The organism is Methylobacterium oryzisoli, from assembly GCF_046557895.1.
Taxonomy (GTDB): domain Bacteria; phylum Pseudomonadota; class Alphaproteobacteria; order Rhizobiales; family Beijerinckiaceae; genus Methylobacterium; species Methylobacterium oryzisoli.
In genome coordinates this window covers 56,871-79,481 of record NZ_JBKIBX010000023.1, presented here as the reverse complement: position 1 = coordinate 79,481, position 22,611 = coordinate 56,871, and the positions used below count along the sequence as shown (strand labels likewise).

The window sequence follows — 22,611 nt, the reverse complement described above, 5'->3', positions numbered from 1 at the left end:
GCTCTGCGCAGATGGGCGGGCAACGGAGGCGCAGATCGCGATGCGGCGTCGAGTCCGCGGATCCTCACGGCGCCTCGCCCTGACCGCGGCCCTGGTGCTGGCGGGCGCGGCGGCCCTCGCGCAGCAGCCGGGCCGAACGCAGAGCGAGGCCGAGCGCATCGCCGCCGAGGGCATCGCCATCGGGTCGGAGGCCGGCGCGGGCGACGATCCCCAGACCTCCGTCGCCCAGCCGGTCTTTTCGGCGCGGCGCTCGGCCGAGGTGACGACCTCGATCCAGGACCTGCTCGGCCCCGCCGGAGACCCGGGCGGGTTCCGCGCCTTCCTGCGGGACCGGGGCATCACCTACGGGCTGCTCTACTTCGCGGAGGCGCTGCACACCGCCCGCGGCGGCCTGCGGCGCGGCACCGCCGGGCTCGGGCTCGTGGATCTCGACATCGACGTCGATCTCGACACCCTCGCGGGCTGGACGGGCGGGGCGCTGCACACGACGTTCTACCAGATCCACGGCCGCGGGGCGTCCCGCTCCTACGTCGGCAACCTCCTGACGGTCAGCGACATCGAGGCGCTCACCGCCTCGCGCCTCAACGAGCTGTGGTTCGAGCAGAGCCTGTTCGACGGCCGCCTCGCGGTGCGCATCGGCCAACTCGCCACCGACACCGAGTACATGGTGAGCCAGACCGGCATCCTGTTCGTCAACGGCTCCTTCGGCTGGCCCGCGGTCCTGGCCACCGACGTGCCGGGCGGCGGCCCGGCCTATCCGCTGGCGGCCCCGGGCGTGCGGGTGAAGGTGGTGCCGAACGCCAACCTGTCGATCCAGGCCGGGGTCTACGATGGCGATCCGGGCGGGCCGGACCGCTTCGGACGCGAGCCCGACCCGCAGCGGCGCAACCGCACCGGCACCCGCTTCCCCCTCTCCGATCCCGCCTTCGTCATCGCGGAGGTCGCCTACGCCTACAACATCGAACCCGGCGCCAAGGGGGAACCCGGCACGGTGACGCTGGGGGGCTGGTACCATTTCGGGCGCTTCGACGCGCTCGCCCGCAACGCCGAGGGGCGCTCGCTCGCCGATCCGGCGAGCACCGGCATCGGCCGGCGGCTGCGGGGCGACAACGGCATCTACGGCCTCATCGACCAGACCGTCTACCGCGAGCCGGACGACCCGAACGACGGCGCCAGCATCTTCGTCCGCGCCTCCGGCTCGCCGGGGGACCGCAACCTGATCGACCTGTACGTCGATGCCGGCATCGCCTACCGGGGCCTGTTTCCGGGGCGATCGGACGACACGGTCGGGGTTGCCGTCGGGGTGGCGCAGGTCTCGCGGGCGGCGCGGCGCCTGGACGCCGAGGCCGCCGCGCTCGGCGACCTGCCGCGCCCGCGGCGCAGCGTGGAGGCGGTGATCGAGGCGACCTATCAGGCGGTGCTCGGCCCCGGCCTCGCCCTCCAGCCGACCATCCAGTACGTCTTCAAGCCGGGCGGCGGCATCGCCAACCCGTACGATCCGGACCGGGTCCGCGTCCGCAACGCGGCGGTGTTCGGCCTGCGGGCGATCATCCGCTACTGAGGCAGCACCCCCGGTTCCGGTCAGTCGCGCGGCGGCCGGATCCCGAGCAGGCGGATCGCCGCGAAGGCCGCGACCGCCGACAGGAGGGCGAGCCCGATCGCGATGCCCGATCCGCCCTCCGTCTCGGCGAGCGGCAATCCCCTGGTGTTCATGCCGAACAGGCCCGTCACCAGGGTGGGAGGCAGGAACAGGGCGGTCATGACCGAGAGCGTGTAGAGCTGCCGGTTCGCCTGCTGGTTGACGTAGGAGGCCAGCTCCTCCTGCATCAGACGGCTGCGCTCGGCCAGCACCACCATGTCGCGGTCCAGGGCGTCGAGCCGCTGCGCGATGCGGGCGGCGGCGGCGAGCGCGGCCGGCGGCAGGTCCCCCTCGCCGCCCGCGCCCTCGAGGCGGTGGAAGACGGCCCGCAGGCCGAGCAGCTGACGGTGCAGGCGGACCGCGTCGCGCCGGATCGGCCCGAGCCGGCGGCGGTCGCCGCGGAAGCGCTCGTCGAGGATGTGATCCTCGATCTCGTCGAGTTCGTCGGCGAGCCGCCCGCCCCTCGTCGCCATCGCGGTGACGACGTGACCGATCAGGATCTCCAGCAGGGCGACCGGCTCCGCGATGGCCCGGCCCTCGGCGGCGGCCTCCCGCGCCACCTCCGGTCCGGCCACCGGATGCCGCCGTCCGCTCACGAGCAGGCGCGGCCCCAGCACGAAGTGCAGGCGCCCGCCCGCGTCGGCCGGGGCGCCGCCCCCCGCCTCGCGCACGAGGTCGGCGACCACGCCTCCCACATGCCCGTCCTCGACGGCGACGCGCTGGTGGGGATCGTTCGCGAAGGTCGCGGCGACGAGCTGCCGGGGCCCCAGATGGCCGTCCGCGATCAGCCCGGCGACCCGGGCATCGTTGAGGTTGACGTGCAGCCAGAGAAAACCTTCGCCGAAGCTGCCGGGCGCGGGCAGCGGCTCGCCATGCGCGACGAGGTGGCCGCGGCCCGAGGCGTCGAACCGCATCGCCCAGAGCAGCCCCGGCAGCGCCGGCTCGTCGCTCAACAGCCGGCCCATGCGCCGAGGCTCCGTGTGGGACCGCGCGGGACGGGCCGGCCGCGCCCGGGAGAGGCGGGCCGCCGGCAGGCCGTCCACGGCCGCGGCCGTGCGCTCCCTCAGCATCATCGGCCGAACCGGCGACCGCTTCGGCGGCGAGAACGATGCGGGAGCAGTCGCCCGAGCGGGAACGCCCAGGTCCTCCTGCTTAGGCGCGCCCGCGCGACAGAACGATGACGGCGGATCCCCGGAGATCGCCGAGCGGCACGCCGTCACGCTTCGTTCACCACGCGCCCGGAAAGCCGGGGACCGGACCGCCCGCTCGAAGGGATTCGCCAGACCTCGCGGGCTCTCCTGTCCGGGTGCGGCCAAGCCCGGCCGCCGAAACGGATCGGAGGCAGCGTGCCGCTCAGGCCCGACTTCGACGACGCGGCCCTGACCCGGGCCGGGCGGGCACTCGCCTGGGATCTCGGCCCGGCCGAGCCGGTCGTGCCGCGCCCCCTGCGCCGCGCGGTCCGGCCCCGGCGCCGGCGCGCCCTGCCGCGGATCGTCGTCGCCGCCGGGGTGATCGCGCTCCTCAGCGTGCTGGCGAGCGAGCGCCGCGAGGCCGCGCCTGCGCCCGGCTCCGACCTCTTCGCCGAGCGCGCCGCCCCGCCCGCCTGGGAGCCCGTGGCGGCGGACCGCTACCGCATCGCCGGGGCCGACGAGACGCTGGCCGCGGCCAGGCGCCGGACCGGGGGCGGGCCGCGGGAGGACAGCCTCGCGCTCGGGAGCTTCGCCGTCCAAGAGGCGCCGTTCCTGCGCCTCACGCTGGCGGAGGCGCCCGAGACCGACGGGACCCTGTTCGTCGCGCTGGCGCGCCGGGCGGCCGAGAGCGACGGCCTCGCGGTGGTGCGGACCGGCGAGCGCGGTCGTGTCGAGAGCCGGTTCGGCCCCCTCGACACCCTCGACGCCACGCTCTCCGGCCAGGGCGGCACGCGCGCCTGCACGGCCTTCCGCCTCGCGGAGGCGCCGGTGCGGCTCGACGGCTGGCTCTGCGCGCCGCTCGGCCAGCTGCCCGAGCCCCAGGCGGTCGGCTGCGCGGTCGACCGGCTCGGGGCACGGCCCGAGGTGCTGCTGCGGGCGGAGGTGATCGACCTGCTCACGCGGCCGGAGCGGCCGGTCTGCGGCCCGCCGGAGCCGGCCGTCACCGCCGCCGCCGCCGAGCCCCGCCGGAAGCGGGGCCGGGCGAATGCGGCGAAATTGCGAAATTCGGCGAAAGCGTGGCAGGAACCGGGAACCACAGCCGCGCTGGCACGTCATTCCTCTGACACCCGCTGACCTTTCCTAAAGGGATCGGCGCTAGGCTAGAGGCTCGATAACCACAGGTACCGTCATGCGCTTCTCGACGTCGGCCCTCATCGGGCTTCTCTCTCTCTCGGCGCTCGGCGCGGGCATCAGCGTCGCCCAGGCGCAGGACGAGTACGTGATCCGCAGCTACCGGGGCGGCCAGGGCATCGCCATCCGGGTGCGTCCGCGCAGCTGGCTCGACGCCGGCAACGTGGTGGAACCCAATTCGGGTGCGGTCTCCAACCCGGCCACCAACCCCCACTTCATCACCGCCTCGTACCTGAACTCGCCCCCCTACATCAGCAACCGCGAGCGCTGGGGCGGCGCGGGCATCCTGCCCGACCCGATCACCAACGGCCCGTTCATCGGCGCCCGCCGCTCGGCCGTCACCCTCGACCTGTCGGGCATCGACTGCCTCGACCCGACCTCGCAGATGGTGCGCACCGGCAATTGCTACTGAGCGAACCGCGTTCGACTGGAGGGCGAACGGGCTCCGAAAGGAGCCCGTTCTCGTTTCGGTGGCATCAGCTTCCTCTGCCGGCAGACATCCCGCCGGACCGCGGCCGATCAAGCGCGGGCCGCGCGCCGCCGCCCTAACCCGCCTTCGCCTGCAGCTCCCGCACGATCGCGTCGCCCATCTCCGCCGTGCCGACCGCGTTGGCGCCCGGGCCGGCGATGTCGCGGGTGCGCAGGCCCGCGGCGAGCGTGCGGGTGATGGCGCCCTCCAGAAGCTCGGCGGCGTCGAGGAGCCCGAAGGAGTAGCGCAGCGCCATCGCCAGCGAGCCGATCATCGCGATCGGGTTGGCGAGGCCCTGGCCGGCGATGTCGGGGGCCGAGCCGTGCACCGGCTCGTAGAGGGCCCGCCGCGTGCCGTTCTCCACCGCGCCCAGCGAGGCGGAAGGCAACATGCCGAGCGAGCCCGTGAGCATCGCCGCCACGTCCGACAGGATGTCGCCGAAGAGGTTGTCGGTGACGAGCACGTCGTACTGCTTGGGGTTGCGCACGAGCTGCATGGCGCAGTTGTCGGCCAGGACGTGCTCCAGCTCCACGTCGGGAAACCGCTCGGCATGGACGCGGGTGACGACCTCCTTCCACAGGACGCCGGTCTTCATCACGTTGTGCTTCTCGGCCGAGGCGACCTTGTTGCGGCGCTTGCGCGCGAGGTCGAAGGCGACGGCGGCGATGCGCTCGATCTCGCCCGTCGTGTAGATCTGCGTGTCGACGGCCCGCTTGGTGCCGTCCTCCAGGGTCACGATCTCCTTCGGCTCGCCGAAATAGACCCCGCCGGTCAGCTCGCGCACGATCACGATGTCGAGCCCCTCGACCAGCTCGCGCTTGAGCGCCGAGGCGTCGGCGAGCGCCGGGTAGCAGATCGCCGGCCGCAGGTTCGCGAACAGGCCGAGATCCTTGCGCAGGCGCAGCAGCCCCGCCTCCGGACGCTTGGCGTAGGCGACGTTCGCCCATTTCGGCCCACCCACCGCCCCGAACAGCACCGCGTCCGCCGCCCTGGCGCGGGCGAGCGCCGCCTCGGTGAGCGGCACGCCGTGCGCGTCGATCGCCGCGCCGCCGACGAGGTCGGTCTCGGTCTCGAAGGCGGCGAGCCCGCTGCGGGTGAACCAGGCCACCACCTTCTCGACCTCGCGCGCCACCTCGGGGCCGATGCCGTCGCCGGGAAGGAGGAGGAGCTTGTACGTGGTCATGGCGGAGCGTCCGGTTGGGGGAACGGGGTGAGGGCGAATAGCGAATAGCGAATAGAGGGGTGCATCCGGTCGGAGGGACCCTCAAGGCCCCCTATTCGCTATTCGCTACTCCCTATTCGCGGCGGCCCGAAGGGCCGCCCCTCACGTCTTGCGGGCCACCGTGAAGCGGGCGGCCTCGCGCAGGGTCTCGGCGGCGGCGCCCCAGGGGGCCAGCGCCGCCTCGCAGACGCCGACGAGGCGCTCGCACTCGGCCCGGGCGCCGTCGAGTCCGAGCCGGTCGACCAGCGTCGCCTTGCCGGCCTCCTTGTCCTTGCCGGTGCGCTTGCCCATCGCCTCCGCGGAAGCCTCGCGGTCGAGGATGTCGTCGGCGACTTGGAAGGCCTGGCCGAGCGCCCGGCCGTAGGCGAGGAGGGCGGCGCGCTCCTGCGCGCTCGCCCCGCCGACGAGCGCGCCGGCCTCCACCGAGACCGCGAGCAGCGCCCCGGTCTTCATCGCCTGGAGCTGCAGCGTCGCGTCGACGTCGAGGTTGGCCGGGCCGAAGCGCCCCTCGGCCCCGAGGTCGAGGAGCTGGCCGCCGACCATGCCGCCGAGGCCGGCCGCGCGCGCCGTGCGCAGCACGAGCTCCGCCCGCACCCCGGGATCGGCCTGCCAGACGGGATCGGCCTGGATCTCGAAGGCGAGGGTCAGGAGCGCGTCGCCGACCAGGATCGCAGTCGCTTCATCGAAAGCCTTGTGGACGGTGGGCTTGCCGCGGCGCAGGTCGTCGTCGTCCATCGCCGGCAGGTCGTCATGGACCAGCGAATAGCAGTGGATGAGTTCGATGCCGCTGCCGGCCGCGAGCGCGCCCGCGAAGGGGCCGCCGAGCAGCCGCGCGGTCTCGATCGTCAGGAAGGGCCGCAGGCGCTTGCCGCCGCCGAGCACGGCGTGCCGCATGCCCTGCATCAGCCGCGGCGGGCGGGCGAGTTCGCCCTCGTCCGCGCCGTCGCCGAGGCGGTCGGCCAGAAAGGCCTCCACGGCATCCGCCACCGCGGTGAGCCGGGCGGGGAAATCCGCGCCGTCCGGATAGCCGCCGGCCGGCCCGGCATGCGAAGGAAGGCTCGACTGTGCGTGGGGACGGCCGGGCGAAGCGGCCGACTCAGCCTGCAGTGATGTCATGGTGAAGGCCTGTGAGGGTGGTCCGCTCGGGCGGGACGAGGGAGGGACGGATTCACGATCTGCACGCCCCGGCGCAGAGCGAGGAGGGCCGGGTGCCGCCCGTGGCACCCCCGCGGCGGGCCGGGCGGTTCGCACGCGCGCTGCGCGTCATCGTCCTCCTCCCCGTCATGGCGGTCGTCCTCGTGCTGACCCTGGCGCTCGTCTATCGCGCGGTGACACCGCCCTCAACCCTGATGCTCGGCCGCTGGCTCAGCCTGCGCAATGTGGAGCGCGACCCGGTGGAGCTGTCGGGCATCGCGCCGGCCCTGGTCGAGGCGGTGATCGCCTCCGAGGATCAGCTCTTCTGCCGCCACGCCGGCGTGGACTGGACCGCCCTGCGCAAGGTCATGGGCGACGAGGACGGGCCCACGCGCGGGGCCTCGACCATCACCATGCAGACGGTCAAGAACGTCTTCCTGTGGCCGGGCCGCTCCTACCTGCGCAAGGCGCTGGAGATCCCCCTCGCGCTCGGCGTCGACGCGGTCTGGGGCAAGCGGCGGACGCTCGCGATCTACCTCAACGTGGCCGAGTGGGGCGACGGGCTGTTCGGGGCCGAGGCGGCGGCGCGCCACTGGTTCGGCAAGCCCGCCCGCGACCTCACCCGCGCCGAGGCGGCCCTGCTCGCCGCCGCCCTGCCGAACCCCGCCGCCTTCGATCCGGGCCGGCCCTCGCGCCAGCTGCGCGCCCGCGCCGCCCGCGTCCAGCGGCGCATGGCCGGAATCGGTGCACTGACGGAGTGCGTGCGGCCCTGACGCGCCGGAACGGGGTTGGCGGCCGGACCTTTCTCCCCCAAGAGACTGTCGCCCCCGAAGGGGGCTCGGGCTCCCCGCCGGGAGCCGCCGCGCACCGCGCGACGCCAGGAGGCCAGCATGTACACGCTCGAGATCGACGGAACCCCGGTTGCCATCATCCGGTCGACCGAGGCGCGCGCCCGGGAGCTTCTCGACGTCGAGGGCTTCAAGGACGACCTGCGCACGATGACGAGCGACGGGCGCCCGCTCTGGTCCGGCGATGCCGCCCACCTCACGCTGCGGCCGGCCACCGCGCAGGAGACGGAGACCTTCGACGACGCGATGGCGGAGGACGACGAGTTCGACGACGAGCCGGACGATGCGGGCACCCCGGTCGCCGATTCGGAGGACAAGACGGACGAGGAGGAAGAGGACGTGGACATCCTGTTCCTCGTCGACATCGACGACGAGAGCGCGGCCTGACGGGAGCCCGGCGCGTGTTTCACCCGTCCGCTGGGCGGCGCCGCGGCGCCGTCCTCGCCCAAGCCCTCGCCCAAGCCCTTGCCCGAATCCCTGCCCAAGTCCCTGCCCTGGCCCTCGCCGCGCTCCTCGTCACCGGCCCCGCCCGGGCCAACGACAGCGCGGCGGAACTCGACGCGGGCGGCCTCGTGCTGGTCCGCGACGCCGACATCGCGCTCCTGTCCGAGGACCTGCGCGTCGGCCTCGACCGCATCGCGGTCGACTACGTCTTCCGCAACCGCGCGGCGGAGCCCAAGCGCGTGCGGGTCGCCTTCCCGCTGCCGGCGATCGACGGCGCCACGCTGAGCTTCTCCGCCCTCTCCCTCCCGTTCGAGGACCGGGCGAACTTCGTCGGCTTCACCGTGACGGTGGACGGGGCCGAGATCCGGCCCGAGCTCGAGGAGCGCGCCTATCTGGGCGAGCGGGAGGTGACCGACACCCTGAAGCGGCACCGGCTGCCGCTCAATCCGCTGCGCCGCGACGACATGGAGAAGGCGGTGGCGGCCCTCTCGCCCGAGACCCGCCGGGCGCTGATCGCCGACGGCCTCCTGCCGGAGGCGGACGGGCCGGATGGCGCCCTCTGGCGCCTCGACGCCAAGTTCCACTGGGAGCAGGTCTTTCCGCCGGGCCGCGACCTCGCGGTGTCCCACGCCTACGTGCCCGTGAAGGGCTTCCACCTGCTCGACATGCGGGAGGCCGCCGGCCGCGAGTACCGCACCCGCTACTGCCTCGACGACGCGGGCCTGCGCGGGGTCAAGCGGCTCTCCGAGCGGATGAAGACGCCGGACAAGCTCGTCTACGCGGCGGTGGTTCCCTACATCGTCACCACGGCCAAGAACTGGGCCGGCCGGATCGGCCGCTTCACCCTCACGGTCGACAAGGGCCGCCCCGAGACGCTGGTGAGCTTCTGCCGCAAGGGCGTGACGAAGACGGGCCCCACCACCTTCCGGTGGGAGGCGAACGACTACGCGCCCGACGACGACCTGCGGGTCCTGTTCCTGTCCGGCGATCCGGCGGCGGTGGGGATCAAGTAGCGGCCGGGACCGCCGCGGCCTGCCGCGGCGGCCCGAACGGCTCTCAGGCGCCGAGCTTGCGCCGGCGCTGGCCGAGCGTGCGCAGCCGCAGGGCGTTGAGCTTGATGAAGCCCGCGGCGTCGCGGTGGTCGTAGGCCACCGCGCCCTCCTCGAAGGTGACGAGGTCCTGGTCGTAGAGGGAGTTCGGGCTCTCGCGGCCGATCACGTGCACGCCGCCCTTGTAGAGCTTCAGCCGCACCGTGCCGGTGACCAGCTCCTGGCTCTTGTCGATGAGCGCCTGGAGCATCTCGCGCTCGGGCGAGAACCAGAAGCCGTTGTAGATCAGCTCGGCGTAAGCCGGCATCAACTCGTCCTTGAGGTGGGCCGCGCCGCGGTCGAGGGTGATCGATTCGATCGCCCGGTGGGCCGGCAGCAGGATGGTGCCGCCGGGGGTCTCGTACATGCCGCGGCTCTTCATGCCGACGAAGCGGTTCTCGACGAGGTCGAGGCGGCCGATGCCGTTGGCGCGCCCGAGGTCGTTGAGCCGGGCGAGCAGCGTCGCGGGCGAGAGCCGCTCGCCGTCGATCGACACCGCGTCGCCGCGCTCGAAGCCGATGGTGATGACCGTCGGGGTGTCGGGCGCCTCCTCGGGGGAGAGGGTGCGGGAATAGACGTAGTCCGGCACCACCTCGGCCGGATCCTCCAGCACCTTGCCCTCGGAGGAGGCGTGCAGGAGGTTGGCGTCGACCGAGAACGGCGCCTCGCCGCGCTTGTCCTTGGATATCGGGATCTGGTGCTGTTCCGCGAAGGCGATCAGCGCCTCGCGGCTCCGGAAGTCCCACTCGCGCCAGGGGGCGATCACCGTGACGTCGGGCTTGAGCGCGTAGTAGCCGAGCTCGAACCGGACCTGATCGTTGCCCTTGCCGGTGGCGCCGTGGGAGACCGCGTCCGCCCCGACCTTCTCGGCGATCTCGATCTGCTTCTTGGCGATGAGCGGCCGGGCGATCGAGGTGCCGAGCAGGTAGACGCCCTCGTACTGGGCGTTCGCCCGGAACATCGGGAAGACGTAGTCGCGGACGAATTCTTCGCGCAGGTCCTCGATGAAGATGTTTTCGGGCTTGATGCCGAGCAGCTCCGCCTTGCGCCGCGCCGGCTCCAGCTCCTCGCCCTGGCCGAGATCGGCCGTGAAGGTGACCACCTCGCAGCCGTAGGTGGTCTGGAGCCACTTGAGGATGATCGAGGTGTCGAGGCCGCCCGAATAGGCGAGCACGACCTTCTGCACGCGCTTCTGGGTCTGGTCAGACATGGGGGCGGGGCCTTGTGCGAGGGCGGGTGAGGGAAGCCGGCGGCTTATCAGCCGAGCCGGGCCGCGCGCAACAGGGCGGCCCCGCGAATGGTCCCGTGGCGATGCGACGCCCGGATCGGCGCTTGTGGCGGCCGGGGCGAGCCGCGAAGCTGGCGGAAGCCCTCAGGAGTACACCGCATGGCGCGCCAGCCCACCCTCGAATTCTGGTTCGAGTTCGCGTCGACCTACTCCTACCTCGCCGCGATGCGCATCGAGGGATTGGCGGAGGCGGCGGGCGTGGGGGTGCGCTGGCGGCCCTTCCTGCTCGGGCCGATCTTCGTCAGCCAGGGCTGGACCAGCTCGCCCTTCAACCTCTACCCGGCCAAGGGCCGCCACATGTGGCGCGACATGGCCCGCGAGGCCGCGCGGCTCGGCCTGCCGCCGGTGCAGCGCCCGCCCGACTTCCCCCAGAACAGCCTCGCGGCGGCGCGCGCGGCGGTCTACGGGGCCGACCAGCCCTGGATCGGCCCCTTCACGCGCGCCGTCTACGCCGCGCAGTTCGCCCGCGGCGAGTCGATCGCCGAGCCCGGCAGTGTGGCGGCTCTCCTCACCGGGCTCGGCCTCGACGGGCCGGCCATCGTCAAGGCGGCGGCGGGGGAGCCGCACAAGAGCCGGCTGCGGGTGGTGGGCGAGGAGGCGAAGTCGCGCGGCATCTTCGGGGCGCCGACCTTCCTGACGGAGGACGGCGAGCTGTTCTGGGGCAACGACCGGCTGGAGCAGGCGCTGGCCTGGGCGGCGGGCGAGCGCCCGCCGGGGCTGCGCTGAGCGGCGGCCGTCAGGACTTCGTCACCAGCGGCCCGGGCGGCGGGGTCACGGCCTGCCCGGCATCGGGCGCGTAGAGCGGCAGGATGAGGCGGAACCAGCCGCGGGTCTCCTCGTTCTGCTGCCGTAGGCCGGCCTGGGTGAAGGTTTCCCGGGCGACGACGTCGCGCGTGACGTAGGCCTGGACGGCGAACCGGTCGAAATTGTAGCCGACGAGGCCGCCCACCGCGATCTGCCCGGTGCGCTGGTAATTGCGGTAGAGCGGGTCGCCGCGGTTCACCGGCAGGTCCGTCGACATGTAGGCGACGGGTCCGATCTCGAACTTGCCGAACTTCTTGACCATCGTCAGGTCGAGGTTGAGCGAATCCGCCTGCGCCTGCGGGCCGAGCGCCTGACCGACGAGGCCGCCGAAGCGGGCGCGCGGATCCGCGGTGAGCCCGTAGGTCAGCGACGCCGTGAGATTGTAGCTGCCGTCGCCGACATAGGTCGCCATGAAGGTCTGGCGGATGGTGGCCGAGGCGATCTGGGTCGCGATCGGCGTGCCGGCGAAGCCCAGGCCGAGCGAGCCGCGGTCGCCGAACGGCAGGTAGGCGCCGAGCAGGTAGGAGACGCCGAAGCCGCGGCCGAGATCCCAGGCGAACAGGCTGCCGATGAAGGGATTGTAGAGGAAGCTGACGTTCCGGTCCGGGAGGGGCGCGGGGTTGCGGGTGTGGATGAACCCGGTGGGCTGGGAGACGATGGGCTGGATGCGTGCGCCCAGGATCTTGTAGGGCGAGGCCCAGACCAGGAACGGGATGTTGCCGATCACGTCCTGGGCGTTCGCGCGATCGGCCCGGCCGACCGTGAACGTGTCGACCGCGATCACCACGCCCTCGGGCAGGGGATAGCCTCCCGCGAGGCCGACCTGCTCGCCCGGTCGCGTCACCGGGGCGGCCTGGGCCAGAGTGGCCGTCGTGAGGGAGACCGCGACCGCACCGATTGCCGTCCAACTCCTGCGCATCGCGTCATCCTGCCCCTGAGTTTCTTATGTCGACCGGATGACCGGCTCGCATGATCGTCTTCGCCGCGACCTGCTCGCCATCTTCGAGTTCCCACAGCATCGTCATGCTATGGCGCCCACCTTCAACGACGCAAGACGATGTCGTTCGCACGACGAGATCTTCGGATCATGACGCCCGCCTGTTGCGGGGCAACCACAGGACGAGCGATCCTCGATCGGAAAGCGGCGCGGGCCGCGCGATGATCCTGCCGCCGGCGGCCTCATCCCGAGTTCGGAACGACCGACGATCCGCACATCACGCAATGTCTTATCCAGTACATTTGAAGTCGCACGAAATCTTGTCTAAGTTGTCATTCAGTCAGACGCCGCCCGAAGGCCCGCGATGTCACGGACGATCATGGGATGGATTGCGGCAGCGATCCTGGGGAGCCAAGTCCTGGGAGGCCAAGCCCCAGGAGGCCAAGCCCGGGCCGCGGACTGCGAGCAGACACGGGCGGCGATCGCGGAGGTGCGGCAGGGCGCGCGGGTCAGCGTGGCGTCGGCCGCGACCCATGTGGGAGCGCCGGTCACGCTCCGCTGGTCCCGCTCCGGACCGGCGCCGCGGGCCACGTTCCTCGTGGTGGCCACCGACAAGCCGGTGCGCTTCTCGGGCCAGGGCCTGTATGGGCTGACGCCCGGGGCCGAGGCGGCGTTCCGGTTCCAGCGCTTCGCCGGGATGACGCGGGCGGTGATCCCGCTGTTCGGCGAGGGCGCGGCGCGCCAGGGCTCCTTCGACGTCACCGCCCTCGCCCCGGGCGCCTCCGTGCTGCACTGGGACGTGGTGGGCCACGACGGCTGCCGCGAGAGTGCCGGACAGGGCGCGGCGCGCACCGTCGCGATCCAGGCTCGGCCGGGCGGGCGGCCGGCCCTGGTGATCGGCGATCCCCTCGATGCCGGCACCCCGTCGGACCGCATCGTCTCGGCGGACGGCGCGCGCATCCTCGACATCCACGAGGGCCGCTACCGCCTCGTGGATGCGGCGAACGGCGCCGAGATCGCGGAGCGCGCCGGCACCCGGCCGCGCTTCTCGCCCACCGGCCGCTTCGTCGCCGCCGAGGAGCAGGACGGCATCGCCGTGCTCGACGCCATCGACGGCGCACGCTTGGTCACGCTGGGCGGGACCGATGCCATCGCCTGGGACAACGCCGACAGCTTCATCGCCGGGGGCAGTCCGCAATGGGGCACTCTCAGCGTCGTCAACGCCCTCAATCCCGGGGCGCCGGGCTACGGCGGCACCCATCTCAGTGCGCGCTGCTGCAGCGGGGTCGATGACAGCGCCTACCGGATCGACCTCGAGGCCAACCTCGCGGCGTTCGCCGGACCGCTCGGCGTCATCATCGACAGCCTGACGGGCGCGAACCTCTACAGCGGCACGCTCCTCGACCTCGACAAGGTCCCGGCGGCGCGCGAGGAGGCCGTGCGCGTGGCGCGGGCGGCCTCGGGCCTGCGCTCCTTCGCGCTGCCGAAGGTCTGGGAGACGCGCGGCCCGCTCGTCTTCACGCATCTGGGGTTGCCCACGCCCGCGGAACGCAGCCCGACACAGAAGGCGCTCGCGAAGTTCCTTGCCGCTCCCCGCAAGGCCCCGCCGGTCCGGGTCCTGGCCGAGACCGAGGCGGCCACCACGGTCGGCATGGACCGGGCGGCGTGGCGCGGCACCCCGGCGCAGGCGGAAACCGGCCGAACGGCGGTCGACCGCTTCGCGCGGCGCCTCACCGAGTTCGGCTTCGCCTTCCTGCCGGTCGCGGCGCCCGAGCGCACGGTCGGTCGGTTCGAAGCCGGCTACCAGAAGGAATTGCCCAAGCCGCAGGCCCTGCGCGTGGCGGCCAGCATCGCCGCCGAGGTGCCGGCCGCGCGGGGCACCTTCGAGTATCTCGACGGGCTGGACTGTCAGCCGGAGCAGGCCGGCCGCTTCAACAGCAACATCAACGTGGCCCGTCGCTGGACGCTGGGCGCTCGCCGCATCGTCTGGCTCGCGTGGCGCGGCTGCACCGAGGGCAACGCCGCCTTCAACAGACCAAACCTCTACGTGTTCGATTCCACGAGGAAACGCGTGGTCGAGTTCATGGACAAGGACGCGCGCCGGTTGCTCCGCAACGACGCCGAGGCCGGCGCGCCGAGCTGCGCCTACACGGTGGATTCCTGCCTCGACAACGCCGAGCTGCACGGGGAGCGCTACCTCGTCCTGACCTCCCGCGAGGGTCAGGCCTTCGCGGTCTACGACCTCCAGACGGAGACGGTGGTGGCCAAGCGCTTCGACCTGTCGCGCGGGCCGCAGATGCGCCGCATCCTGCTGACGGCGTCCCGGGACCACGCGGTGCAGATCAACCAGGACGGCACGGTCTTCGTCTACCGCCTCGCGGGCGGCGCCCAGGTGCTCGCCGGGCGCATCGTCGACGACGAGGTGGTGGTCGCCGCGCCCGACGGCCGCTTCGACGCCACCGCGGAGGGCGCCGAGATGGTGCGGCTGCGCTTCCCCGGCCAGCGCGGCGAGCACGCGCTGGCGCAGTTCGCCGCGCTGCTGCGCGCGCCGGGGCTGGTGGCGTCGGTGCTGGCCGGCGGAGCAGCGCCGGCCGCGGTGAGCGTCGGCGTTCCGCCCTCGCTCGCGGCGACGATCGCCCGCGAGGGGCCGGAGGTGCGCATCACCGCGCGGGCCGACGGCTCGGCGCCGGTGCGCACGATCCAGGTCTACGAGGACGGCCTCCTGACCCGCCAGGAGCCATATCCGACTCCTGGGAGGACGATCGAAGCGCGGTTCGCGCCGCTTCCCGGCACCCGCTGGGTGAGCCTGCTCGCCGTGGACGAGACGGGGCTGGCGAGCGCCCCGGTGGGGCGCGACATCGGGCCGGCCGGCCGGCGCCGCGCCCACGTCCTGGCGGCGGGCGTCGACCGCTACGACGACCCGCAGGTGCCGCAGCTCACGATGGCGACCCGCGACGCCGAGGCCTTCGCGGCGGCGCTGGCGGCGCCGGCCGCCGGGCTCTCCCTGGCGGGGCCGCCGGTGCTGCTGCGCGACCACGAGGCTTCGCCGGCCGCGCTCAAGCAGGCGCTGGCCGCGGCGGTCGACGCCGCCGCCGCGGACGAGACCGTCATCCTGTTCTTCGCCGGGCACGGGGTGCGCGACGCGGCGGGGCGGCTGTTTCTGGCGACATCGGGCCTGCGGGCCGACGCCATCGCGGCGACCGGCCTGCCCTGGGACGACCTCGTCCCGATCTTCAACCGGGCCAAGGGGCGGGTCGCGATCTTCCTCGACACCTGCCACAGCGGCGCGGCCGGGACCGGCTTCCTCGCCACCAACGACGCCTCCGCCTCGGCGATCCTGGCCGGGATGCCCTCGCGGATCATGATCTTCTCGGCCTCCAAGGGCCGCGAGGTGGCCCGGGAACTGGCCACGGGCGGCGTGTTCACCCGCGCCATCATCGACGTCATCACGACGGAGCGCGACCGCCACGACCTCAACCGCAACGGCGTGATCGAACTCAGCGAGTTGCACCGCGGCGTGAAGGCCCGGGTCTGGTCCGCGACGCAGGGGCAGCAGACGCCCTGGTTCGCCCGCAGCCAGATGGTGGGTGATTTCTCGCTGTTCTGACGCCCCGAACCCGACGCCGGACGGCCTTCATCCAGCCCCAATGGCCGAGCTTATGACGGGCCGGCGGACGGCGCGCAGCCCGGGGTCATGCGGGAGGGAACGATGCGGCACCTTGATCCTGCGGGGAGCGGCCCCCTTCCGGGCGGACCGGTCGGCCTCTCCCGCCGCACGCTCCTGGCCGGCCTCCTCGCGGCGTGGCCCATGGCCGCCCGGGCGCAGGCGGAGGGCCAGTGGCACGCGCTCACCGGCGACGACGGCAAGCCCGTGCCGAACACGCGCCTGCCCGGGGAGCTGACCTCCGAGATCGCGGGCCTGCGCGGCGTGACCTGGATCGGCCCGCGCGAGGCCGGCATCACGCTGCACGAGTTCTACGACTACAACTGCCCCTGGTGCCGCGCGGCGGCGCGCGACATCGCGGCGCTCGTCGTGGCGACGCCGGACCTGCGCGTCGGCCTCGTCCAGAACCCGATCCTCTCGCCCCGCTCGGCCCAGGCCGCCAAGGTCCACCTCGCGGTGCAGCGCCGGGCCGGGTCGGCGGCGGGCTACGCGCTCTACGCCAAGCTCCTCGGCGCGCCCGGCGCCATCGACGGCCCGCGCGCCCTCGATGCCGCGCGGAGCCTCGGCCACCCGCGCGACGCGATCGAGGCGGAAGCGGACTCACCCGAGATCGGCGCCGCGCTCGCCACGCAGATGCGGCTCGCCGCGAATCTCGGCCTCGCCGCCACCCCATCCTACGTCGTGGGCACCACCGGCGTGCTCGGACACCCGGGCGGCCGGGCGCTGGCCCGGATGGTCGCGGCCGTGGCCGCCTGCGACGCCGTCACCTGCGAGGGCCAGCCCGGCTGAGCCGCGCGCCGCCCCGCATCAGGCGCGCGCCGGCGCGATGACGAACCCATCGCGGGGCCGGGCCGGGATGCGGCCGAGGTCGATCCGCAGGTCCTGGTCCGGCACCGCGTAGGCCATCTCCCGGACCAGCAGCGGCACCATGGCCTTCATCTGCGTCAGCGTGATTCCCTCGCCCGGACAGCGGTGCCCGGTCTCGTGCGCGCCGCCGCCCTGCGGGATGAGCGTGTTGGGATCGCCCGACCACCCCCGGAAGCGCTCGGGCCGGAAGCGCTCCGGCGCCTCCCAGAGGCGCGGGTCGCGGTTGGTGCCGTAGAGGTCCATCAGCACCCAGTCGTTGCGCGCGAAATGGTGGCCGTGGAGCTCGAACGGCGCGAGGACGCGCCCGCCGATGAAGGGGATGAAGGGATAGAAGCGCCGCACCTCGTGGACGAAGTGGGTCAGATCGGCCTCGTCGCCCGCGCGCAGGGTCTCCTTCGTCTCGGGGTGGAGGTGCAGCGCGTGGGCCGCGAAGACGAGGTAGCGGGCATTCGCCACGGTCGGGCGCAGCACGTTGATGAGTTCCACCCCCGCCACCGTCAGGTTGAGAGGTTTGCCCTCCGGGTCGCGGTGATGCGCGATGACGTGGACCGCGCTGTCCGGCGGCGCCTCGCGCTGGCCCTCCCGGACCTGACGGATCGCCTCTCGCGCCCAGCGCTCGGTGCGGGCGCGCCGCCAGTGGCCGCGCCAGTTGCGCGGGCCGACCGAGCCGGTGCCGTCGATCATGGCCAGAAACTCGCCCGTGCGCGCCCGCACCTCAGCCTCGGTGAGCGGCAGGCCGGCCCATTCGCAGACCGCGGCCGTGAGGGGGGCGTGGGCCTCGTCGAGCAGCGCCACGCGCTCCTGCGCGGCCCAGCGCGCGGCCCAGGCCCGCCAGTGCCGGATTGTCGCCTCCCCGAGCCGCCGCAGGGCGGCCGGCCCCATGAGCGAGAGGAACATCGCCTTGCGCCAGCGATGGGCATCCCCGTCGAGCACCATCACGCTGCCCTGGTCCTGGATCAGCGCGAAGGAGGCGCGCGGCAGGGCGTGCCGGCGGGTGAAGCGGTCGGGCTCGTAGAACCGGGCGGCGGCCTCGGCCCCGGTCATGCAAATCGCCCGGGTCAGCATCAGCCGGGTCTCGAACAGGTCGGAGCCGTAGGCCCGGCAGCGGCCGGGGATGAAGCCGTAGCCCTCGCGCAGCAGCGCCAGGGTGCTGTCGGGCGCGCGGTCGCGCGGGATGCCTCCGCGCCGCGGCACTGACAGCGGCGCCGCGTCGCGGATCGCGCCGGCCTGATCCGGACCCGGTGCCCCTCGCACGGCATCGTCTGCATCGACCGTCATGCGCGAACCTCCTGCGGTCCAACAGGAGGAGGCCGGCCCCGTTCCAGCAGGGCGTCGGGAATGCCGGGACGGCTTTCAGCGCCGATCGTGCCGACGCACGGTGGCCATCACCAGCAAGGGCCGGCCGATTCACGTCTCGACACGTCCACGAACGACCGCATGGCAAGCGCGGGCAGCAGCTCAGCCGGTGATCCCGTCCGCCTCGCCGGAGGCGCGCCGACCGGTCACCGCCTTGCGCAGCACGCGGGAGAGCTGCTCGACCGAGTAGGGCTTCTGGACGAGGTCGAAACCGTGCGCGCCCTCCTGGGCCAGCACGTGGCTGTAGCCCGAGGTCAGCACCACCGGCAGGTCGGGATGGAGCGCGCCGACTTGGCGGGCGAGCGCGATGCCGCCCATTCCCGGCATCACCACGTCCGAGAACACGATGTCGAAGCGGTGCAGGCCCTTCGCCAGCTCCGCGAGCGCGTCCTCGGCATTCGTCGCCCAGACCGTGGCGTGGCCGAGATCCTCCAGGATCTGGGTGGCGAAGCGGCCGACCTCGACGTTGTCCTCCACCACCAGCACGCGCAGGCCGGACTCTTCGGGCCTCCGCTCCTCCGGCGGCAGGCCGAGCCCGTCGGTAGGGTTGGCCTCCACCTGCGGCAGGTAGAGGGTGAAGGTGGTGCCCTGGCCGACCGCGCTCGCCACGTCGACGTCGCCGCCCGACTGCTTGGCGAAGCCGAAGACCTGGGAAAGACCCAGCCCCGTGCCCTTGCCCACCTCCTTGGTGGTGAAGAACGGCTCGAAGATGCGCAGCAGCACGTCGGGCGGGATGCCGCCGCCTGTGTCGGTGAGCGACACCGCCGCGAAGCCGTTGCTGCGCGAGCCGGCATGGCCGCGGATCGGCGGCAGCGCCCGGCGGCCTTCGAGCCGCAGGGTGAGCGTGCCCTCGCCCCCCATGGCGTCGCGGGCGTTCACCGCCATGTTGATCAGCGCCGTCTCGAACTGGCTCAGGTCCGCCCGGATGTAGCAGGGCTCGTCCGGCACCTTGGCGATGACGGCGATGCGCGCGCCCGTCACGGTGTCGAGCATGTCCGCCACCGCGTGCAGGGCGGCCCCGACCTCGAACACCTCGGGCTTGAGGGCTTGGCGCCGAGCGAAGGCGAGGAGCTGCCCGGTGAGCTTGGCGGCCCGGTCCACCGTGTCGGAGATCGCCTCGACGTAGCGGGCGCGGCGCGCCTCGGCGAGGTCGGGCCGCTTCAGGAGGTCGGTGGAGGACTTGATGACCGTGAGCAGGTTGTTGAAGTCGTGCGCGACCCCGCCGGTGAGCTGGCCCACCGCTTCGAGCTTCTGCGACTGGCGCAGCGCCTCCTCGATGCGCTCGCGCTCGCGGCTCTCCGCGAGCAGGCGGGCATTGGCCTCGGCGAGCGCCTGGATGTGCTGCTTCTGCTCGATGAGGTCGGTGAGGATGCCGCACAGGAGCGGCCGGTCGTCCCGCCGCTCCAGCCGGCTCAAGGAGAGGTAGACCGGCCGGTCCGACCCGTCCGCGGCGGCGAACGCGACCTCCTCGCGCACGGGGCTGTCCTTGGCCTCGTCGATGAGGCGGGCGAGCGTCGCCGCGTGGGCCGGGAGCACGAACCGGCCGAGCGGCTGGCCGGTCAGCCGCTCCTGCGGCAGCGCCAGCATCTCGGCGAGCCGCCGGTTGCAGTAGAGCACCACGCCGTCCGGGCCGAGGGTGACGGCGCCTTCCTGGATCTGCTCGATCAGCACCCGGTAGGGCCGGTCCGCGTTCTCCAGCGTGTAGACGAGCCGCTCCTGGTCGGGCCCCTCGACCACCACGGCGTCGAAATCCCCCTGGCGGATCGCCGCGAGGGTGTCCTCGCTCTCCTCCAGGCGCGCCTCGGCCTCGTGCAGACGCGCCGCGAGATCCTCGGCGCGGGCGCGCCACGCCGCCGCGGTGTCCGACCCCGCCTCGTCAGCGCTCATCGGCGCCTCCCGGGGAGGCGGTCAGGCCGAGGCCGCGCAGCACCCGGCCCTCGTCCGAGAGGTCGCCCGTGATCCGGCGCGCGGGCGGCGGGGCGATCCGCAGCAGCGTCGGGGCGGCCAGCACGCCGTCCCGCTGCGCGAGGTCGGGCTGCTGGTAGATGTCGACGACCTCCAGCGCGTAGCGGTCCCGCAGATGGGTGCCGCACAGCCCGTGCAGGGTCTCGACCGTGCGCAGGGAGCGGGCGGAGGTGCCGGCGACGAACAGGCGCAGCAGGTAGGGCCCGGTCTCGTCCGGCTGCGGGCCTTCGGCGCTCACGGGCGACCGTCCCTGGTGCGGATGTCGAGGCCGACCAGCACCTTCTCGGTGTTCGAGAGGTCGCCGATGATGCGCTTGAGCGGCGAGGGCAGGCGGCGCACCAGGGTGGGGATCGCCAGGATCTGGTCGCCCGCGGCGAGCTGCGGGTTCTTCATCAGGTCGATCACCTCGATGTCGTAGCGGCCCGCGAGGTGCTCCTCGCAGAAGCGCCGGAGGTTCGCCATCGCGGCGACCGACTTGGCGGTCTGGCCGGCCACGTAGAGACGCAGGTGATAGTGCCCGGGATCCGAATCGGGATCGGGAGCCGCGTCCCCCGCCGGGTTGGTCTGATCGCTCATTCCGCCGCACTCCGCCGTGCCGCCAGGTCCCGGCGTCCTTCGTCCAGCATCGTCTCGCGCAGGTCGTCCTCCTGGCGCAGGACGGCCTCCTCGTCGTCGGCGGCCTCCAGGCTGGCGCGCAGCTCGTCCAGCTGGCGCTCGATCGCCCGGCGCCGCCGCGCCACCTCGCGGATCCGCCGCTGGCTCTCCTGCCTGTCCCGCAGGAGGGCGGCCTTCTCCTGCGCCTCCTGAACGAGGCGCGCCGTGCCGGTGAGGACCCCGGCCGGACCGATATAGGCGTCCACCAGGGTGATGCCCTCATGCGACATCAGGAACTCGCGGACCTGATGGGAATGGCTCATGCCGCGGGCCTTGATGACGTAGAGGGTGCGCGTGCGCTCGCCGTTGGCCTCGACGTTGAGGAGCTTGACCCAGGCATCCATCAGCGAGGAGACGCCGAGGTCGTCCGCCTGATCGCGGGTCTCGACCCGCAGGCTGGTGAACACCGCCGTGATGCCGCGGCCCTTGAGCATGTCGATCATGCGCAGGAGCGTCGCCTGCAGCTCGGTGGCCGGCCCGTAGAGGGCCGAGACCGGGTCGACCACGACGACGCTCGGCGCGAACCGGTCGACGTCGCGGTGCATGCGCGCGAGGTGCATCTCCAGCCCGTACAGGCTCGGCCGCGCCGCCTCGAAGCGCAGGAGGCCGCTCTCGACGTGCCGGCCGAGGTCGAGGCCGATCGACCGGGCGTTGCGGCAGATCTGCGCCCCGCTCTCCTCGAACACGAACGCCATGCAGCGCTCGCCCCGCGCGCAGGCCGCATCGAGGAGCGAGGCGCTGATCATGGTCTTGCCGGTGCCGGCCTCGCCCGAGATCAGGAGGCTGGAGCCGCGATGGAAGCCGCCCGGCTCCAGCATGGCGTCGAGGCCCGGGATCCCGCTTGAGATCACCCCGCTCGCCACGCGGTAATCGAGGTCGGTCGAGGTCACCGGCAGGACGCTGATGCCCTCGTCGTCGATGAGGAACGGGTACTCGTTGGTGCCGTGCGCCGAGCCGCGGTACTTCACCACCCGCAGCCGGCGCGTGGTGATCTGGTCCTCGACGCGGTTGTCGAGCAGCACCACGCAGTCGGAGACGTACTCCTCCAGACCCTGGCGGGTGAGCTGCCCGTCGCCGCGCTCGCCCGTGATGACGGCGGTGAGCCCGCGCTCCTTGATCCAGCCGAACAGGCGGCGGAGTTCCGCGCGCAGGATCGACTGGTCGGTGAAGCCGGAGAAGAGGGTCTCGATCGTGTCGAGCACCACCCGCTTGGCGCCGACGCTGTCCACCGCGAAGCCGAGCCGGATGAACAGGGCTTCGAGGTCGTACTCGCCCGTCTCCTCGATCTCGCTGCGCTCGACGCGCACGTGGTCGATGGCGAGCCTGCCGGCCGCCACGAGCCCGTCGAGGTCGTAGCCGAGCGAGGCGACGTTCGCCGTCAGATCCTCGGCGCGCTCCTCGAAGCTCATGAACACGCCGGGCTCGTCGAACAGCCGCACGCCGTTCACCAGGAAGGTGGTGGCGAACAGGGTCTTGCCGCAGCCGGCCGAGCCGCAGACGAGCGAGGGCCGCCCGGCGGGCAGCCCGCCCTGCGTGACCTCGTCGAAGCCCGCGATGCCGGTGGGAGCCTTGAGCAGCTTCGGGGCTGCGATGACCTCAGACACGTCGGCGCGATCCCCTCAGCCCCGATCCGGCGCCCGCGGCGGGCGCCCGCCCCTCGTCCCGGCGCTCCCGCCATCGGGCCGGACCGCGGGACGGTTCATCTTTCGGCTCCGCGCCCGCAATGCAAGGCGCCCGTCCGGCCGAGTCCAGCTAAAGCAGCCCCCGGGCGATGGCAATACGAGGGGCAGGGGAGTATGCCGCGCCGCCGGAAGGGCCCCGCCGCGCCGGGCGCCGACGGCGCCGTCAGGCGACCGCGCCGCCCGCGCATGGCCTCGCGCGGGCCTTGGCGCCAGGCCACCAGGGGTTGCT

Annotated in this window: 19 protein-coding genes; 9 read left to right on the top strand and 10 right to left on the bottom strand. The window is 73.1% G+C overall.

Going from position 1 to position 22,611, the window contains the following annotated elements; genetic code table 11:
* The first annotated feature begins 40 nt into the window (after nt 1-40).
* Nucleotides 41-1,561, top strand: coding sequence for a carbohydrate porin (locus ACKUB9_RS20810; RefSeq protein ID WP_407526427.1), 1,521 nt, complete (start codon nt 41-43; stop codon nt 1,559-1,561).
* Nucleotides 1,562-1,581: 20 nt separating this feature from the next.
* Here ACKUB9_RS20810 and ACKUB9_RS20805 read toward each other — a convergent pair whose 3' ends face one another.
* Nucleotides 1,582-2,604: a CorA family divalent cation transporter gene (locus tag ACKUB9_RS20805; RefSeq protein WP_407526423.1), complete on the bottom strand. Its 1,023-nt coding sequence runs from the start codon at nt 2,602-2,604 to the stop codon at nt 1,582-1,584.
* 381 nt (nt 2,605-2,985) lie between these two features.
* Between ACKUB9_RS20805 and ACKUB9_RS20800 the strand changes: the two genes are divergently transcribed.
* Together ACKUB9_RS20800 and ACKUB9_RS20795 are read left to right on the top strand one after the other, a co-directional pair.
* On the top strand, nt 2,986-3,903 hold the full coding sequence (locus ACKUB9_RS20800; protein WP_407526420.1) for a hypothetical protein: 918 nt from the start codon (nt 2,986-2,988) through the stop codon (nt 3,901-3,903).
* A 55-nt stretch (nt 3,904-3,958) separates the two neighbouring features.
* On the top strand, nt 3,959-4,372 hold the full coding sequence (locus ACKUB9_RS20795; RefSeq protein ID WP_407526418.1) for a hypothetical protein: 414 nt from the start codon (nt 3,959-3,961) through the stop codon (nt 4,370-4,372).
* A gap of 133 nt (nt 4,373-4,505) precedes the next feature.
* Here ACKUB9_RS20795 and leuB read toward each other — a convergent pair whose 3' ends face one another.
* Together leuB and ACKUB9_RS20785 are read right to left on the bottom strand one after the other, a co-directional pair.
* Nucleotides 4,506-5,612: a 3-isopropylmalate dehydrogenase gene (gene leuB, locus ACKUB9_RS20790; RefSeq protein ID WP_407526415.1), complete on the bottom strand. Its 1,107-nt coding sequence runs from the start codon at nt 5,610-5,612 to the stop codon at nt 4,506-4,508.
* A gap of 141 nt (nt 5,613-5,753) precedes the next feature.
* Nucleotides 5,754-6,767: a polyprenyl synthetase family protein gene (locus tag ACKUB9_RS20785; RefSeq protein WP_407526413.1), complete on the bottom strand. Its 1,014-nt coding sequence runs from the start codon at nt 6,765-6,767 to the stop codon at nt 5,754-5,756.
* Nucleotides 6,768-6,859: 92 nt separating this feature from the next.
* Here ACKUB9_RS20785 and mtgA point away from each other — a divergent pair, with 92 nt between their 5' ends.
* From mtgA to ACKUB9_RS20770, 3 genes are all read left to right on the top strand, one after another.
* Nucleotides 6,860-7,558, top strand: a complete 699-nt coding sequence (gene mtgA, locus ACKUB9_RS20780; RefSeq protein WP_407526410.1) for a monofunctional biosynthetic peptidoglycan transglycosylase — start codon at nt 6,860-6,862, stop codon at nt 7,556-7,558.
* 117 nt (nt 7,559-7,675) lie between these two features.
* Nucleotides 7,676-8,020 carry a hypothetical protein gene (locus ACKUB9_RS20775; RefSeq protein WP_407526407.1) on the top strand — a complete coding sequence of 115 codons (345 nt, stop codon included), beginning with the start codon at nt 7,676-7,678 and terminating at the stop codon, nt 8,018-8,020.
* A gap of 14 nt (nt 8,021-8,034) precedes the next feature.
* Complete coding sequence (locus ACKUB9_RS20770) at nt 8,035-9,090, top strand: DUF4424 domain-containing protein (protein ID WP_407526404.1); 1,056 nt, start codon at nt 8,035-8,037, stop codon at nt 9,088-9,090.
* Nucleotides 9,091-9,133: 43 nt separating this feature from the next.
* On the opposite strand, the gene ACKUB9_RS20765 is transcribed toward ACKUB9_RS20770, so the two are convergent.
* Nucleotides 9,134-10,375, bottom strand: coding sequence for an argininosuccinate synthase (locus ACKUB9_RS20765; protein WP_407526401.1), 1,242 nt, complete (start codon nt 10,373-10,375; stop codon nt 9,134-9,136).
* Nucleotides 10,376-10,552: 177 nt separating this feature from the next.
* Here ACKUB9_RS20765 and ACKUB9_RS20760 point away from each other — a divergent pair, with 177 nt between their 5' ends.
* On the top strand, nt 10,553-11,179 hold the full coding sequence (locus tag ACKUB9_RS20760; RefSeq protein WP_407526398.1) for a 2-hydroxychromene-2-carboxylate isomerase: 627 nt from the start codon (nt 10,553-10,555) through the stop codon (nt 11,177-11,179).
* A 10-nt stretch (nt 11,180-11,189) separates the two neighbouring features.
* Here ACKUB9_RS20760 and ACKUB9_RS20755 read toward each other — a convergent pair whose 3' ends face one another.
* Complete coding sequence (locus tag ACKUB9_RS20755) at nt 11,190-12,176, bottom strand: transporter (protein ID WP_407526396.1); 987 nt, start codon at nt 12,174-12,176, stop codon at nt 11,190-11,192.
* 382 nt (nt 12,177-12,558) lie between these two features.
* On the opposite strand from ACKUB9_RS20755, the gene ACKUB9_RS20750 reads away from it, so the two are divergent.
* Together ACKUB9_RS20750 and ACKUB9_RS20745 are read left to right on the top strand one after the other, a co-directional pair.
* A complete protein-coding gene (locus ACKUB9_RS20750) occupies nt 12,559-15,801 on the top strand; it encodes a caspase family protein (protein ID WP_407526393.1) in 3,243 nt (1,080 codons plus the stop codon).
* 102 nt (nt 15,802-15,903) lie between these two features.
* Nucleotides 15,904-16,647 carry a DsbA family protein gene (locus tag ACKUB9_RS20745; RefSeq protein WP_407526390.1) on the top strand — a complete coding sequence of 248 codons (744 nt, stop codon included), beginning with the start codon at nt 15,904-15,906 and terminating at the stop codon, nt 16,645-16,647.
* Nucleotides 16,648-16,665: 18 nt separating this feature from the next.
* Here the strand turns inward: ACKUB9_RS20745 and ACKUB9_RS20740 are convergent, their stop codons facing one another.
* The 5 genes from ACKUB9_RS20740 to kaiC all read right to left on the bottom strand — a co-directional run bounded on the left by ACKUB9_RS20740 (nt 16,666) and on the right by kaiC (nt 22,304).
* Complete coding sequence (locus tag ACKUB9_RS20740; RefSeq protein WP_407526387.1) at nt 16,666-18,003, bottom strand: cytochrome P450; 1,338 nt, start codon at nt 18,001-18,003, stop codon at nt 16,666-16,668.
* Between the two features lie 180 nt (nt 18,004-18,183).
* Complete coding sequence (locus ACKUB9_RS20735) at nt 18,184-19,968, bottom strand: ATP-binding protein (protein WP_407526384.1); 1,785 nt, start codon at nt 19,966-19,968, stop codon at nt 18,184-18,186.
* On the bottom strand, nt 19,958-20,284 hold the full coding sequence (locus tag ACKUB9_RS20730) for a circadian clock KaiB family protein (protein WP_407526382.1): 327 nt from the start codon (nt 20,282-20,284) through the stop codon (nt 19,958-19,960). Before ACKUB9_RS20730 ends, ACKUB9_RS20735 begins: the two co-directional genes overlap by 11 nt.
* Nucleotides 20,281-20,622 (bottom strand): circadian clock KaiB family protein, encoded by a 342-nt coding sequence (locus tag ACKUB9_RS20725; protein ID WP_407526379.1) that lies wholly within the window; start codon nt 20,620-20,622, stop codon nt 20,281-20,283. Before ACKUB9_RS20725 ends, ACKUB9_RS20730 begins: the two co-directional genes overlap by 4 nt.
* Nucleotides 20,619-22,304 (bottom strand): circadian clock protein KaiC, encoded by a 1,686-nt coding sequence (gene kaiC, locus ACKUB9_RS20720; RefSeq protein ID WP_407526377.1) that lies wholly within the window; start codon nt 22,302-22,304, stop codon nt 20,619-20,621. The genes ACKUB9_RS20725 and kaiC overlap by 4 nt, the downstream gene beginning before the upstream one ends.
* Nucleotides 22,305-22,611 lie beyond the last annotated feature (307 nt).

Bases quoted from the DNA above. Each gene is read 5' to 3' on its own strand.
- ACKUB9_RS20810 (WP_407526427.1), top strand. From the start codon at position 41: ATGCGGCGTCGAGTCCGCGGATCCTCACGGCGCCTCGCCCTGACCGCG.
- ACKUB9_RS20805 (WP_407526423.1), bottom strand. From the start codon at position 2,604: ATGGGCCGGCTGTTGAGCGACGAGCCGGCGCTGCCGGGGCTGCTCTGG.
- ACKUB9_RS20795 (WP_407526418.1), top strand. From the start codon at position 3,959: ATGCGCTTCTCGACGTCGGCCCTCATCGGGCTTCTCTCTCTCTCGGCG.
- leuB (WP_407526415.1), bottom strand. From the start codon at position 5,612: ATGACCACGTACAAGCTCCTCCTCCTTCCCGGCGACGGCATCGGCCCC.
- ACKUB9_RS20785 (WP_407526413.1), bottom strand. From the start codon at position 6,767: ATGACATCACTGCAGGCTGAGTCGGCCGCTTCGCCCGGCCGTCCCCAC.
- ACKUB9_RS20775 (WP_407526407.1), top strand. From the start codon at position 7,676: ATGTACACGCTCGAGATCGACGGAACCCCGGTTGCCATCATCCGGTCG.
- ACKUB9_RS20765 (WP_407526401.1), bottom strand. From the start codon at position 10,375: ATGTCTGACCAGACCCAGAAGCGCGTGCAGAAGGTCGTGCTCGCCTAT.
- ACKUB9_RS20760 (WP_407526398.1), top strand. From the start codon at position 10,553: ATGGCGCGCCAGCCCACCCTCGAATTCTGGTTCGAGTTCGCGTCGACC.
- ACKUB9_RS20755 (WP_407526396.1), bottom strand. From the start codon at position 12,176: ATGCGCAGGAGTTGGACGGCAATCGGTGCGGTCGCGGTCTCCCTCACG.
- ACKUB9_RS20750 (WP_407526393.1), top strand. From the start codon at position 12,559: ATGTCACGGACGATCATGGGATGGATTGCGGCAGCGATCCTGGGGAGC.
- ACKUB9_RS20745 (WP_407526390.1), top strand. From the start codon at position 15,904: ATGCGGCACCTTGATCCTGCGGGGAGCGGCCCCCTTCCGGGCGGACCG.
- ACKUB9_RS20740 (WP_407526387.1), bottom strand. From the start codon at position 18,003: ATGACGGTCGATGCAGACGATGCCGTGCGAGGGGCACCGGGTCCGGAT.
- ACKUB9_RS20735 (WP_407526384.1), bottom strand. From the start codon at position 19,968: ATGAGCGCTGACGAGGCGGGGTCGGACACCGCGGCGGCGTGGCGCGCC.
- ACKUB9_RS20725 (WP_407526379.1), bottom strand. From the start codon at position 20,622: ATGAGCGATCAGACCAACCCGGCGGGGGACGCGGCTCCCGATCCCGAT.